Source organism: Paenibacillus sp. J22P51, assembly GCF_059692215.1.
In genome coordinates, this window is record NZ_JCAUAZ010000001.1 from 111,394 (window position 1) to 126,817 (window position 15,424).

11 protein-coding genes are annotated in these 15,424 nt (G+C 42.3%); all 11 read right to left on the reverse strand.

Annotation, left to right across the window (positions count from 1 at the left end; genetic code table 11):
* Positions 1-186: 186 nt before the first annotated feature.
* Positions 187-2,541, reverse strand: a complete 2,355-nt coding sequence (locus AC58QC_RS00360; RefSeq protein ID WP_497413225.1) for a glycosyl hydrolase family 95 catalytic domain-containing protein — start codon at positions 2,539-2,541, stop codon at positions 187-189.
* A gap of 38 nt (positions 2,542-2,579) precedes the next feature.
* Complete coding sequence (locus AC58QC_RS00365) at positions 2,580-4,361, reverse strand: glycoside hydrolase family 36 protein (protein WP_497413226.1); 1,782 nt, start codon at positions 4,359-4,361, stop codon at positions 2,580-2,582.
* Positions 4,362-4,377: 16 nt separating this feature from the next.
* Complete coding sequence (locus tag AC58QC_RS00370) at positions 4,378-5,253, reverse strand: carbohydrate ABC transporter permease (protein ID WP_497413227.1); 876 nt, start codon at positions 5,251-5,253, stop codon at positions 4,378-4,380.
* Between the two features lie 13 nt (positions 5,254-5,266).
* Entirely contained in the window at positions 5,267-6,160 is an 894-nt protein-coding gene (locus tag AC58QC_RS00375; RefSeq protein WP_497413228.1) for a carbohydrate ABC transporter permease, read from the reverse strand.
* Positions 6,161-6,235: 75 nt separating this feature from the next.
* Positions 6,236-7,600: an ABC transporter substrate-binding protein gene (locus AC58QC_RS00380; RefSeq protein WP_497413229.1), complete on the reverse strand. Its 1,365-nt coding sequence runs from the start codon at positions 7,598-7,600 to the stop codon at positions 6,236-6,238.
* Between the two features lie 114 nt (positions 7,601-7,714).
* Entirely contained in the window at positions 7,715-9,295 is a 1,581-nt protein-coding gene (locus tag AC58QC_RS00385) for a response regulator transcription factor (RefSeq protein ID WP_497413230.1), read from the reverse strand.
* Complete coding sequence (locus AC58QC_RS00390; protein ID WP_497413231.1) at positions 9,292-11,118, reverse strand: sensor histidine kinase; 1,827 nt, start codon at positions 11,116-11,118, stop codon at positions 9,292-9,294. The genes AC58QC_RS00385 and AC58QC_RS00390 overlap by 4 nt, the downstream gene beginning before the upstream one ends.
* Before the next feature lie 579 nt (positions 11,119-11,697).
* The gene (locus AC58QC_RS00395; RefSeq protein WP_497413232.1) at positions 11,698-12,744 is read right to left on the reverse strand and encodes an aldose 1-epimerase; all 1,047 of its coding nucleotides are present in this window, start codon (positions 12,742-12,744) and stop codon (positions 11,698-11,700) included.
* 7 nt (positions 12,745-12,751) lie between these two features.
* Positions 12,752-13,531 carry a glucose 1-dehydrogenase gene (locus AC58QC_RS00400; protein WP_497413233.1) on the reverse strand — a complete coding sequence of 260 codons (780 nt, stop codon included), beginning with the start codon at positions 13,529-13,531 and terminating at the stop codon, positions 12,752-12,754.
* An 18-nt stretch (positions 13,532-13,549) separates the two neighbouring features.
* A complete protein-coding gene (locus tag AC58QC_RS00405) occupies positions 13,550-14,617 on the reverse strand; it encodes a mannonate dehydratase (RefSeq protein WP_497413234.1) in 1,068 nt (355 codons plus the stop codon).
* Between the two features lie 48 nt (positions 14,618-14,665).
* Positions 14,666-15,343, reverse strand: coding sequence for an RraA family protein (locus tag AC58QC_RS00410; RefSeq protein ID WP_497413235.1), 678 nt, complete (start codon positions 15,341-15,343; stop codon positions 14,666-14,668).
* Positions 15,344-15,424: the final 81 nt, after the last annotated feature.

Here is a 15,424-nt window from a genome sequence, read left to right on the forward strand (position 1 = left end):
TTCGTAGTATCATCCCCCTTCCTCTAATAAAGTTTTTGACAAGACTCATTATATACGAAGGATTTAACGCTTCATATTTTAAAAATTTTGGTTAATTTGTCTAATTATTTTGGCTGAAATAGAGGCTATCCCCTAGATCCTTTCAGACCTCTTGGAATAACCTCTGAGTAATCGATAATCCCTAATTTACAAGATGAACTTTAATTGCACAGGAGAATTGGCTTTAAGCTCAACCTGTGTTCTTTGATCCACCACAATCAACTCAATCGTCTGATCTGTCTTCGTTGCACATAGATTTACTTGCACTTCTTTACGGCTTAGATTCCATGCAAGTGTAACTTCTATACTGCCATGCGCCAGCATCGGTCCTGCCTCTCCCCGCTCCCAGCTTTGAGGCAAAGCATGGAGAACACGAATTTTCCCTGGCGTGGAGAGCATCAGCATTTCTTGTACGACAGCGCACCACCCCATATTTGCGTCAATTTGAAAAGGTGCCATTGGTAATTCAAACGTCAGACCCATATCTCGCCAATCATTACACAGCGTAAATAGATTACTCAATAAATTGGCTCTGCTTAGCTTGTCAAAACACTGGATTGCTTCCTCGCCTTTCCCCATACGCGCATAAGCATTTGCTATATACATAAACGACCAAGCACATTGCTCTCTCAGCGTTACATCATTTGAACGGTTTTCAACCGCTTTAACGAAAGGATTATACTGCGCTGGAGAACTATCCATATCGATTTCAGAACCTGGAAATAACGGATAGATGTGCGCCAAATGCCGATGCTGATCATTATCGTCAAAATCAGGATGCATCCACTCACGAATCGCCCCATCTTCATTCGTTTGATAAGCCGGAATTCGTGCCAACATATCGCTCCACTTCGCAATTTCACCCTCATACATTCCTACCAAAGGGGCCAAGGTAACTAAACTCGTTAGAACCTCCTTAGCAACTGCAAAGTCCATAGTCGCATTCATCGTAGTTTCCATAACACCGCCAGATTCATAACCGTCCAGATTCGACTCTTTCACGTAATTACGCGGCGTGTTTTCCGGTGATACGGACGGACTAATGACAATGAATCCATCCTCGCCAATCGTGAAATAATCCTCATAGAACAGTGCTGTCTCATAGAGAAACGGCAAGGCTCGCCCACGAAGAAATTCTTCGTCTAACGTATACTGATAATATTTCACATAGAATTGAGCAATCCAACCTGCACCCGAAATCCAATGGATAATGTGGGGGTATATAATTTTCAACAAACCGGATTCAGGTGTGGTCGGTGCTGGAACAAAGATCCCTCTGCAACCGAATAATTGCTTAGCATTGGTACGAAAATCTTCCAACTTACCATCCATATAATCAAATACTGGATGCAGCAGCTCTGGCATGTTACCGCTTAGCACTTGCCAATAAATCATTTGTAGATTTAGATTGACCATATGGAACGCCCACATTGCGTTATATTCGCCACACCACAATCCATACAAATGGCAAGGCTGTCCGCCTTCACGAGTGCTGGAAATCAGCAGATAACGTCCAAATGACCACATTTTTTCCATCAACGCCAATGATTGTTTGCCCTTATATGCATCCATCAGATATTCTTCATTACATCGATCTCTGTCCCCAGCATGTAGATCAAACTTCATTGCATGAAATAAGCGAGAATGTTCACGAACGTGGCGCTCCAAAAGAGTTGAATAATCAGCAACAATGCCATTCAATTCATTTCTCAACTCTTGCCAACGCTGTTTCCTTTCACCCTCCACGAATAATTGAATTACTATCAACACCCGATTTGCATCTTTGATTTGTAAGGAACCATTCTTATCAGACATGCTTCCGCCATCCAACACAACTCTAGCAACGGCTCCAAAATCTGCTCCGTTATCATTTTTCACGGCATAGTAGAGATTGTTTTCTTCGCTATAAGATTGTTTATTCTCCGCTAATGAAAGCTCCAAAGCCGTTCTGAATTGCTCGGGTTCTCCATTGCCATGTAAATCAAATTTCATGATACATGAGATATGACCAGGCTCTGAACAACGAAGTTCATACACAAGGATGTCATCCGTACGGGATGCAAATAAAACCCGTTCATATCTAGCGGTGCCTTCTAGCCAAGAAACGGTTACTTCACCCGTCTCCATATTTAACGTCCTGCTATAATCTTGAAAACCTTTACTTTCATGCATGATGATATGTAAATCACCTAAAGGCAGAGGCAGCGCATGTTCAGCGTTATATCCAGCTTCGGTTAAAGCATGGGATAGCACATGGTCAGCCGTTTCAGCTTTTCCCTGAAGTAACAGTTTCCGAGCTAGCGGGAGCTTGCCGCTTATGTCGGGGAGTTCCGCCGTAATTCCTTGTGTCCATAAATCCGCATGATTCAGTAAAACCGTCTCTTTATAAACGCCGCCGTACACAGAAGCCCCAAGCACTCCATTGCCAACGGGTATAGCCTCTCGCCATTTAGCTCCCCAATACGATGATGGATACATATTCTTCAATAAGTTTCTGGGCATACTTTCACTCCTATCACTACTAGTACTGACTTACGAGCCTAAGAACATATCAACAATCTCGCTTCATGGCTTCCGAGTTCGATCTTTATTCTCTTATTATGAACACCTAAGAATTTACCAGTCCAGAAATCTTCAATCCAACAGTTATTTTTCGTTAACTGCACTTCAAAGCTACTAGGTTGATCCTCCCAATTAAAAAGGAACACGAGAACTCTATCCATCTGCTGCACTCTGCCAATTCGAAAGCTCAAATCATCAAATCTCGCAGCTGTACGGGTTGGAGGAATCATTTTTTTCAATAGAGCCGTATTCACATCTGACAAATCAACGATTTTGTCACCTGACAGTACCATAGCTCCTGTCGCATAAATAAATGTCGCATGGAAAATGAACTCACTTGGGGTCATTTCCGATCTGACTTTCACCATATTTCCGTCTGGACCTAGTTGATCCATCTCTAAGTTCTGGAGCAGTACACAGTCTGGATCGTTGATCCACAGCTTATTATGCTGCCAATTCCGCCAAAAGTTCTCCTTCGCGACATCATGAAAACTGTTCCACGTCCGGAAAATATCATTGGCGATTCGCATCCCATGCACCAATCCTAGCGAAGGCCACATCGGTGCATTGCAACCGAGCACGAAGCTATCGACTCCAGCTCCCTCGAGAATTGCTTCCATGCCATGCCTATAAGCTTGAATACTTGTATAGGAAGGATCATATCTCTTCCCAAATGGAAGTGCTCCCCACATGTTCGCATCCAGCTTGAAATAGGTGCATCCCCACTCTTCTCTCATGGTTTTGAACAAGTTTCGGAGAAACTCCCGCGCCTCCGGATGCGAACCATCGAGCATATACCAAGGGCCGCTTCTCCAGCCTCCGAAAGAATCTCGGTCGGATGGCAGCGGTTTGCCTTCTTGATCCATAACAAACCAATCCGGATGTTCCTTAAATAAAGCCGATTGCTCTTCCGCAATAAAAGGAGCAACCCAGATGGCTGGCTTGAATCCTGCAGCAGATATCTTGTCGCAAATCTGTTTAACATCGTTCCCAAAGTCCGGATGCTTAGTGAACCAATCGCCCATATATGCCTGATATCCGTCATCAATTTGTATAAATTCCAGATCTAGATTTCGTTCCGTAATCGCTTTCAAATTAGCCTCAACATCTTGTTCCGTAACTCCTGGACCATAACAGGCCCACGAGCACCAACCAGTCGGCGGTTCAGCATAATCCAACTTCGGATGTCGCTGGTCGAGCTGCGTAGCTAGATCGATTAGCAGCTGTTCACGATCCGTTCCTTGAAATACTTGAAACTCTTCAAGCTCTACTCTTTGACCTGGCTGAAGCGTTAGACCCTCTAAATCAAGAACAATCTCAAGTCGATCTTCATTTATACGAAATTCTCCTCTGAATCTGTTCGAGGAAACAAAAGCTAACAAAATAGGATCAGACAATACCGGCGTCAAGAGCAACATGTTATACGTTGTAGAATAACCTTCTACAGTCGGCATTTTATAATGCGTTTGATCATTAAAGCTTCCAATAAACTTGGGTTCACCTATCGTCCCACCATATTGCGATAATTTACTATATCCTTCACCGTACACGGGAGTATCAACATCAAACCCATGTGAACCTGAGAACAAAGCGACTTCTTTAAGTCGAACGCTACTGGTGCCATTGTTATAAATCGTACTGGCACATAGATCCCCTTGCCATTCTTTAGAGAGCGTGAGCTCATCACGATGGTGGCATTGGCTTTCAGAAAGCTTAATTTCTGTATCCATTTTCATTAAACTTGTTTTATTGAATATCATCGTCTCCACCAACTCCCTATCCTTTAACCGCACCGGAAGTTAGACCTTTCTCCACATACTCTTGTAATAAAACATAGATAAGGATCGTTGGAATATTCACGATAATGATCGCTGCACAAAGACCGGCATAATCTGTAGTAAAAAAACCTGAAAAGTTCATTAAACCTAAAGATAACGTACGCAAAGCTTCTTTTTTGATAAAGAGCATAGCTAGTATTAAATCATTCCATGATGACAAGAAAGCTAAGATTGCCATCGTGGAAATTGCTGGTTTCGCTAGCGGTAGAATGACTTTGGCGTAAATTGTACCTAGACCTGCTCCATCCATAATGGCAGCTTCCTCTAATTCAGCAGGCAGTGATTTCATGAATCCGGTGATAACAAATATCATATAGGGAACGCCGCCTGCGATGTATATGGAGATTAGAAATAAGTAGCTGTCCACTTTTAAAGAGACATAGATTTGAGCAAGCGGGATCAATACAGCGTGGATCGGGATCATCATTCCTGCAACAAAGAAAAAGAAGATGAACGCAAGCCAGCGGCCTTTCAATCTACCTAACACGAAAGCCGCCATCGTAGAGAATATCAACCCAATAACAACATAGGTCCCAACTAAAAATAAGCTATTAAAAAAGTATTTCCCGATTTTACCTTTTACCCATGCATTCTTATAATTCTCCCATTGGAATACATCAGGTAAACCAAAGTAATTCGTAAATATTTCCTTATTCGATTTCAAAGAAGTAATGAGTGTATAGATTAAGGGATAAATAAAGATCAGAGCAGCTATTATCAGCGCGGCATAAAGTATGATCTTTCCAACATCTATCTTTCTTACACTTATTGTCTTCTTTCCAACATCTATGTTCCTGACATGTATAGTCTCCATTAAGTTCCAACTCCTAGTATTCTAAGGTATCACGCTTCATGACACGATTTGCAATGATTGTTATGGTGAATCCTAATAAGAAGATTATCGTGGATATCGTACTCGCTGGTCCAAAACGACCATTGGTAAATGCTTCGGTAAACATATTTGTCGTCAACACATCGCCAGCGTGATCGATACCTGGCTTGCCATTCGTAAGTACATAAATAATATCAAATGCCTTCAAGGATCCAATGAGCAACAATACAACATTTATTTTCAGAACTTCCCAAATGAGAGGTATCACAACGTGCCATAATCTTTGTAATCCATTTGCGCCATCGATTTTAGAAGCCTCAATAATAGAATCCGGAATTGATACTAGTCCTGATAAAAAGATAATCATGACAATGCCTACACCTTGCCAACAGCTTACAAGTATGATCACATTTAATACCGTGGTCGGATCTGCCAGCCAAGCATGGATAAGGTCACCTTTTCCCAATTTGATTAGAAGCGAATCAACTAATCCGCTTTGAGGGTACAAAATGAATTGCCACAGAAGTGAAACAGATGTCGCGGACATAATGACCGGCATAAAAAATGCTGCTTTCAGTATGCGAATCCCCTTAATCTTCATGTTTAATAACAAAGCCAACAGGAAACCCACAGGAATTTGTATCGCAATATTCAAAACCATGAAGTACATCGAATTACGAAATGGTTTCCAAAACTCTGCATCGGAAAGGACTTGTTTATAATTTTTAAAACCTACGAAGGTCATATCGACTCCGCCGACTCCATCCCAGCTGTGGAAGGATAAATAAAAAGATTTGCAGATGGGGTAGACTAACAATGCTGTATAAAAAAATAGGGCTGGCAGTAGAAATAAGGCAATCCTTATATATTGCTTCTGAAGTCTTTCCATGCTGATTTCATCTCCCTCTCTCTATAGAGAACAGGCGTAAAAGTCAATTCACTTCTACGCCTATTCGCCTATTCATTATTTATTCTTTGCAATAGCGTCATCCATTTGTTTAGCAGCATCTTGTGGTGTCGTATTTTTACCAAACACTGCTAGTGTAATATCGTAAAACTTGGCATTAACGGCTTTAACTGGTTCTGGTCCGATTGCATCACCGGCAAAAGCTTTGCCTGTAGACATAGCCTTCGAAACCTCTGCGATCAGAGCACCTGCTTTTGCTGGATCTACATCTGCCTTAACCGCAGTCAAGTCATGAGCCGTTTCTTGAATTAATTTGGAGGAAGCTGAGCTCGTTAATGCTTTTACCAATTCAATCGCCATATCTTTTTTGTATCCAGTTACTTTACTCGAGATTGCGAACGCGTCAGATGTACCACCCATCCAAGTATCTTTGTTGGCTTCCTTGCCTTCGAAATAAGGGAACGGGAAGAATCCAACTTTATCTTTAAACCCTGCCGGCGCGTCTTTTCCTGTCGATTCACCTATCGTCCAAGAACCGGAATATCTCATTGCTGCTTTACCGTTATTGAAATCCGCAATTTCACCCGCATACTTGCCACCGATGTAATTTTTACCGAAAGCATTTGCATCAACAAGGTCTTTCATTTTGCTGAACACATCAACAACTTGTGGAGAATTATAAGGCAGTTTGCGATCAGCCAAATCCTTTGACAATTGAACACCATTCAGTTTATAGGAGATGGCAGTGAATAAATGCTCGGTTCTCCAAGTTTCTGCACCAAGTGTCCACGGCGTAATACCCGCTCCATTGAGTTTGTTTATAACTGCCATAAGTTCATTCCATGTCTTTGGCGGTTGTACAGCAGCTTTTTGAAATAATTCTTTATTGTAATAGAATCCAGTAGCAAATGCACCGATTGGAGCCGCATAGTAGCTTTCTGTACCTAATTTATAGTTATCCAAAGCCCCTGCGATAAATCCATCTTTCCACTTGGCATCCCCGTTTATGGCGGTAGTCAAATCTAAGATTTTTTTATTTTTCACATAATCGTTATCGGCGGCTAACCCATAAATGGTGAATATATCAGGTAAATTGTCTGATGCTAGGTCAACTTTCAGTTTTTGAGAAGGATCCGCAGCAAACTCTCTTTCAACGGTAACTTCCGGATGTTTTTTAGTGAATTCGTCTATCGTCTGCGCAACGGCCGGTCCAAATGGATGTTCCGGTGTATACACGGCAGAGATACGCAACGTTACCTTTTCGACAGGCTTCTGTGTCGCTGCCGCTGTAGCTGCGGCCGTGGCTGCTGGTGCAACAGAAGTAGTTGAAGCTGCTTCCTGCTTTGTTCCGCAAGCGCTAAGAGCCATGGACATGACTAATAAAGAACCTACCACTACTGACGATGACTTCTGTTTGTTCATATTTATTGACCTCCCTAGTATGTATGTTGCTCTCTTACAGTCTCATTATATAAAGGTCAACCCTCTTAACATAGGCATGAAATTTTGGTTAAAATGTTGATTTTTTTTGGATTGCTAATCTCGATTACGGAATTCTCTCGGCGTCATCCCAAATGTTTTCTTGAACACCGTACTAAAATAACGCTCATCCTCAAACCCCACCAACGCAGCAATCTGATTAATTTTAATTTCACGGTGCTTCAAATATTCGCAGGCTTTATTCATTCGTATCGAAGTAAGGCAAGCTATAAAACTCATACCCGTAATCTCCTTGAAAAGATCACTCAAATAGGTAGCATTCATAAATAACTGTCCGGCTAATTGCGTCAATGAAATGTCCTCATTGTAATGGTTTTGCACATACTCCAACATCTCCGCGACCGCTTTCCTGCCGTCCGTATTCGTTTTCTTGTTAATGGCAAGGCTCACCGTATAAAAATGGGCCACCAGCTCCCGCTTCACATGTTCCAAGCTGTCATATTTCATCGGGTTCGTTTCAAATCCGCCATAGGAAATCGGCAGAGGTGTATGACCTGCATTCTCAATCAGCCATCGTTCCCCTAACAACCAGCACATGTCCAATAGCTGTCGCAGCGCCTTTATTGTTTTTAAAGAAGCGAAAGCCCTATCAATGAAGTGGGTGATGGTTTCGGTAATGCCAGACAAACTGCCAAGAATAACTTGGTTATATAAATTCTTTTCCACTTCCAACGAATAGCCGACATGGCCTTCTTGATCCATGAACGACTCATATAACGTTTGCATCGTATCTGGTGTGAATATCGAATAAATTAAGGCATTTGAAGATTCCTGATAACACGCCGTTATACCCTTTGCATGCTCATGTTGGGAAGAGATGCCGCACCTTACGGAGAAAAATTTCAATCGTTTTACCCACTCAAACACCTGTTCCACATATTGTCGTACACGTAACTCCATGGCATCGTTGTGAAGATAATCGTTGTATAGAATGACATGTACACTTCCTTGATGTTGAAAAACGATGCCTTGCAGGTCTTCCCCAAATAAGTCCGCCATGAAATTACTCATGATGTAGTATATCAAAGTAACTTCCGTAAGACCTTTCTCTTTGATGATGGTTTCCGTATTCAGGATCCTAAATGATACACAGGCAAAATTGCACTTGTCTATGTCCACTTGTAAAGATCGAGATAGATTTCTTGTCACGTCATAGCGGCCTTCAATAAGATCTACGACCAGCTTCTCTTTCATCGAGTTCACCAGCATGGTTTGATCGGTATCCATCGATTGCGATACGTCATGTTTTCTAGTTCGTACCGCTTTATTAAAGGCTTCAAGCAAATCCTTCTTGACAACGGGCTTTAACAAGTAATCAACGACCTGTAGGTTGATGGCCCGCTTCGCATATTCAAAGTCGTTATAACCGCTAACGATTATAAAACCTGCGAAAGGTAATTTTTCCTTCGCTTTATCTATAAAGGAGAGGCCGTCTAGACCTGGCATACGAATATCAACAAATAAAACATAAAAATCCGTTTTTTCGATTTTTTTGAGAGCCGACTCCGCGTCTCCAGCCTCTTGAAGATCTTCGATGCCGTAGGTTGAAGATTCTAGCATGGATATGATACCTCGTCTCATCCAAACTTCATCATCAATGATTAATACTCGGGTCATGTTGATTCACCTCTCGTTGTCGTAGTAATAGGCTGTCTGATCTGTACGGAAGTGCCGGAACCTGCCTTGCTTTGCAGCTTTACGCCATAGGGAGCTCCATAACGGAGACGTATTCGGTCATTCACATTGGTAATGCCGATTCCCGTGTTCACTCCACTTCCGGAGATCTCCACTTTTCCATCTAAAGCGAGCAAGATTTCCTGGACTTTATTCTCTGGTATACCGACTCCGTTATCAAATACGTTAATAAGCAGATGATCCCCTTCTTTTTGTACGCTAACGATCAGTTTCCCTTTGCCTATCTTCGGCTCTAAGCCATGGTAAATCGCATTTTCAACGATCGGCTGTAGGGTAAATTTCATGACTTGATAGTGTAAAACACCATCTTCTAATTGGTAGATCGCCTCGATGCGATTTTCATACCGAATGCTTTGAATCGTCATGTAATTCTTTATATTTTCAATTTCTTCTGATAAAGGCACCAATTCAGATCCAGATTTCACGCTATAGCGAAATAAATCGCTTACAGCCGTGCAGATGACACTGATCTCCTGAACACCTTTGATTTCGGCCATACAACTAATCGAATTCAATGTATTATACAAGAAATGAGGGTTGATTTGGGACTGCAGTGCGGTTAACTGAGCTTCCTTTTCTTTAATCGACACTTTATAGACCGTATTGATCAGCTCTGATATTTTAACGATCATGTCATTATAAGCATGTACCAAGGAACCCACTTCGTCCTTTGTTTTAATGCCTTCAACCATTTTGAAATTCTCGTTGCCCATGTTTTTCATGGCTTTAAATAACTGTTTGATTGGCGATGTTATGGAAGACGATAATGCAAATGAGATTAAGAGAAGTACGCATAGTGAAATTAACGAAATATAGATGATTGTATTTTTGATAGCATCACTACTGGGCTTTAACAAAGGATCTAAATCAGTCTCCGTGATATACCACCAGCCAACGGCTTGAGAATAGAAGTAAGTTACCAATTTACGATGACCGTTGATGTGCAGGACTTGATTGGTCTTATCCTTCGTTAGTTCGTCGGGCAGCCACGAGGATTGAAAGCGCTCTCCTAAACCTTCTTGGTCATTGCTGTAAACTAAATTTCTGTCTCCGTCCAAAATATAAAATTGGTTATTGTTGTTTTGAAGTGGAGATACAATCTTGCGAATGGCATCCAAGTCAAGGTCAACGTAGATAATACCGATTTCTTCTTTATTCTCTTTGCTTAAGATACTCCTACCAATGGAGAAGATATAACGTGGTGTTTGCGTCACGTAATAGTCAGCTTTATGGGTGGGGATAATCACACGCTCCCCTTTCAACTCTTTCATCTTTCTAAAAGATGGCTGATCGACAAAAGAATAAAACGGCGTTATATCGCTTCTGGACGTCTTGTAATACTTATTATTCGTATCATCAAAGATATAAATGCCGACAATATCGCTCCTTAGGCCGATTAGGACATCCACCGTATTAAAAAGCTTTTCCTCCGCTTCCTTTCTTTGAATCCCAACCTTATATTTCAAACTCTGCAAGGTTTGTTGAATCTCCGTGGAAAAGTCGGGAGCTTTCGTAATCTTCTCTATCTCATTCATGTAGTTTTCAATGTTGGAATTTACAATTGCCGTATTCTCAAACTTGTCCTGTGATAGGACAGTTTGCACGGTTTCGACGGATTTATTGTAATACAAAAACCCCGGAATCAGCAGCGCTGGAATCAGGATGAGAATATACGAGTAGATTAATTTCTTTCTGATTTGATTCCTGTAGTCAAAAAAGCTCAGCACGGTATGTATAAGTCGCATAGGAGTCCTCCGAATGTATGACACATAAAGATACACCCATCATAGTGTGTTTGAAAGTTTTTTGCTATACCCTAATTGTACTTCACTCTTTGGTTGTAAAGTTTCGCTTCTTTACAACATTTTGTTGCTGATTTGCACAATTGGGCCTTAAAACTAGGTATGATCAAGTATGCTGGTGAACAAGCTGATTCTTGTACATTGTGGCTTCAGCGGGGCTGAATAGCTTTTGTAATTTGTCTGGAAGGTAAATAGAACCCGACTGAGCAGCTTAACTGGAAAACCTCCATCTATTTTCGCCGAAAAGGCCCGTAATAACTGATTAGCTGGAAAACCTACAGTTAAAATAATCGAAATCGGCCATTCCAGCGAAATCCGATGAAATTAACTACAGGAAATCCAGTTAGTTTTATCCGATGCGAGAAAAGTTGTTGAATTAGCTGTAGTTTTTACAGTTAAACGTGCGGAGTGGTTGGAGTCAGGCGTGGAAGTACCTGGGGAGGGCCATAGAGAATGAAAAAGAGGATCCCCCGCCACATACATGGCTTTTTGGACACCCTCATTCTTTATATATAGGTCATTTTACAATTCCGATAAAGTCGCAGACATCGAAAACGTCCGTGTCTCTCCCCCTTGAATGTAGCCCGCAGTTCCATTTCGTACAGCCTCTGATAACCCCTGGGTCGGATAGCTCGAAAACGGTTCTAAACCGATATTATAATGTCTGCCAAACCACGGGTAGTCGGTCGTGCTTCCAAATTCTTGCCAGTACCACAAGTACGGCATCGAATTGGCATCCCACTCTACGCGAATTGCGGCGCTAAGCCTTGCGTTTTCTACTTGGTACCATCCAATTTCTTCAAAACCGCTAAGATAAACAATTTCCGAGGGAGCCCCTTTAGGCGGAAGATCAGATATATCCTTCATATTTCCTGATATCTCCTCAACCCACGGCCATTCATGCGTAATTCCACGTTTAACTCGTGCTGACTGATCGTCGCCGACATCCAGCTCGTCAGCAATTACTTTTATGTTCTCCGGTAATCGGATCGTACATCCAGGTTCTAGAAATGGCTTTCCGAAGGCCAAATGCTGCCCCCACATATATCTCAAAGGAACTTCGCTTAAATTTTTTATCTCTTCCTTTATGTCTACTTTGGGGGAGTTTGCGTAAATTGTAATGGTCTTGCTCAATTTAAATGGAAGTTTCTTCGTTTTGACAGAAAATGTCACGCTAACCAATTCCGGCGTATCCACCTCGATCGTGTAGGACCATGGCATTTGAGCCACTTCGCCGTGTTGACCAAATTGAGCACCAAGATAAGAACTGCTGACACCGCCGTTTGGAAATATTTCCTGCCATCCGCCTATGTAATAGTCAATAAAAGTAGACTGGGAATCAGGGGATGTCGGCAAATACCGATTAGGGTTATCGATGCCATTTTCCGTCAGCCACATAAAATCCAAATCACGGCTTTTTAATAAGAACTCGAAGATTTCTGAACCTTTATCAAGCAGGATAGAGAGCCGTATTTTTTCATTTTCCAATACAATCGTCTTCATACCCATATAGGTATACTGATCATGAACGCGGCAGCCATAATTTCTTTGTTTGCGATAATAGTCCAAATCGATCTTATCCTTTCAAGTAGAATGGGTACAGCGTCATACCGCCGTCGACGAAGAGTGTGACACCAGTGACATAACTTGCTTCCTCTGATGCTAACCATGCTGCAGCAGATGCAATCTGCTTTGGTTCACCTACTCGGTTCATAGGAATGAGCGAAAGTACAACATCATTTTGCTCTGGGTCGGACAGAATATGTTCATTCATAGGCGTAGCAATTGCCCCGGGCGCGATGCTATTAACGCGGATGCCGTGAGGCGCATATTCGAGCGCCAGCGTTTCTGTCAACAGCCTTAATCCGCCTTTGCTGGCAGCATAATGAACATGGTGCGGCTTTGGGATTTTTTGATGAACACTCGATACGTTGATGATATTCCCTTGAATGTTATGTGCCAGCATATACTTTATGGCCTCACGACACCCAACGAAAGCCCCAGTTAGGTTGGTATCCATAACTTTATGCCAATCTTCCAGACTTAATTCGTGGGAGGGACAAGTTGTTTGAATACCTGCGTTATTGACCAGAACGTCAAGGCCTCCGAATGTCTCAATTGCTGTGTCGATGAGTCGCTTAATTTCATCCTCTTTGCTAACATCAGCACGAACAGCAATTGCCTCTCCCCCAGCATTTTTCACCTCTTCGACCACAATAGTCGCCTGCTCAGCATCATGATGATAGTTAACGACGACCTTCATCTTCTCCTGACCGAATCGAACCGCAATCCCTCGTCCGATTCCTTTCGAAGCACCGGTTATAACCGCTACTTTCCCTGTTAAATCCGTAAACATGCTATCCCCTCCATCCCGTTACTCATGATTCACAATGGACAGTGCGGCTTTCATATACCCTAATGCATAGGCCATTCCCGCATGCCAAGGCGCTTTGCAAGTCATCTGTGGTGTATGATCCGGAATGAAAACACCATCAAAATTATTTTTCTTAAAAATGCGAAGTGCTTTAATCATATCGATGTCGCCCTCGTCAACAAACACTTCTTGATAATTCGGTACCTTGCCGATCACATTCCGAAAGTGTACGTAGCCTATAGCATTTTGCTTACTATACTTGTCGATGGATTCATAAATGTTTCCCTCGGTCATTTCCTGCAAAGTCCCCATGCAGAACTCCAATGCATTGTTATGGCTTGGGACGATATCTAGGAGCTTCTGGTACAAATGAGGCTGGTTCACCAAACGACCGTATCCTCGAATCGTAGGCATTGGAGGATCATCTGGGTGTGCCGCTAATCTTACTCCTGCTTCTTCAGCTACTGGAATGAGCTCCTTAAGGAAATACGCAAGTCTTTCCCAAAGCTCAGCCGAAGAGATAGGGGGAATGAAACCTTTCGGCGCGTTAAAATCATAGGTCATGTTCCAGATTTGTCCGTTCGGAATAGGCGTTTCCTCTGGTCCTTCTTGAAGGTTGAACGTTGCAGTGACAGCTTCCCCACGGGCAAGAGGCCTGTTCACATGACCCCAAACTCCCGCAATGCTGAAATTATACCCAATGATGGGAATTCCAGCTTTACCTACGTTGCGAATGATCTGCTTTATGTGCTCGAGCTGTTCCTTTTTCTTAGGGCCATCCATCAGAATGTCGTACCAATCGGCAGGACTGAAGTTTTCGATCGCTTCGAATTCTAATCCTTCTTCATTCATGGATTTCTTTAATGCGAGAAGGCTTTCATAGGACCATACATCTTCGTTTTGTCTTGCTATTCCCATGTTACGGTCTTTGTCCGTAGATGGTAATCCTTCGACACCATTGTAGTAGTCCACCAAATGAGCAACGATATGCGTACATCCAGCTTGTTTGGCAAACCTGAAATTGTCTTTCGTCAATCGATCACGGTATAATCCAAGTCCTAGCTTCATGACAACAGCCCCTCTATGTAAAATGAAAAAAATAAGTGCGATTTCCTTTTATAGAATCCCAAAGGTTTTGAAAGCTTCCGTACATAGCATGCCATCCTGTAAGGCCTTCCTCACCAGATTCTCGCCTTCCACTTTTTCCAACGACTTCTTGATCACTTCATCTTCAATATCTTGTGGAACGAACACAATGCCGTCGATATCCGCAAACACGTAATCGCCAGGGTGAATTCGTACGCCGTCTATTTCAATCGGCTGTTGGTAATTGATCAGATCAACTCGCCCCTTCGAATCTGTCGGTACCTGACCTCTAGCGGCCAGAGGAAATTTCATTTCAAGGATTTTGGCCGTATCGCGGTTTAAACCGTCAACGATTGCACCTCTGCCTCCTCGTGCACGGCATGCCGTTGAGATCAGCTCGCCCCAGAAAGCAGCCTCATCAGGTGCCCCTGTAGAAACGACAAACACTTCGCCATGCGAAACGGCGTCAATGGCTTCCATTTGCAACTTGTAAGGTTCTGCAGGAATCGAAAATACTTTTGTTGCTTGTGCAGTGAATGATCGCCCGCTTATTTTTAAATTAGGATCAATTAAACGTAGGCCAGCACCAAAGGTTTGATTGCGATATCCAAGATCATCCAAAATATCGCCAATAACCGCTGAATATAATTTTTGCTCCAAGAAATTGAAATCGTATCCTGCAATGGTGGTTGCTCTTGTATTGTTCATGTTTTGATCTCCTCTATCTAATTTATATTCTAAATTATTTAAAATTTAAAATGTGAAATTTCAGTTTAACCAAAAAATAGA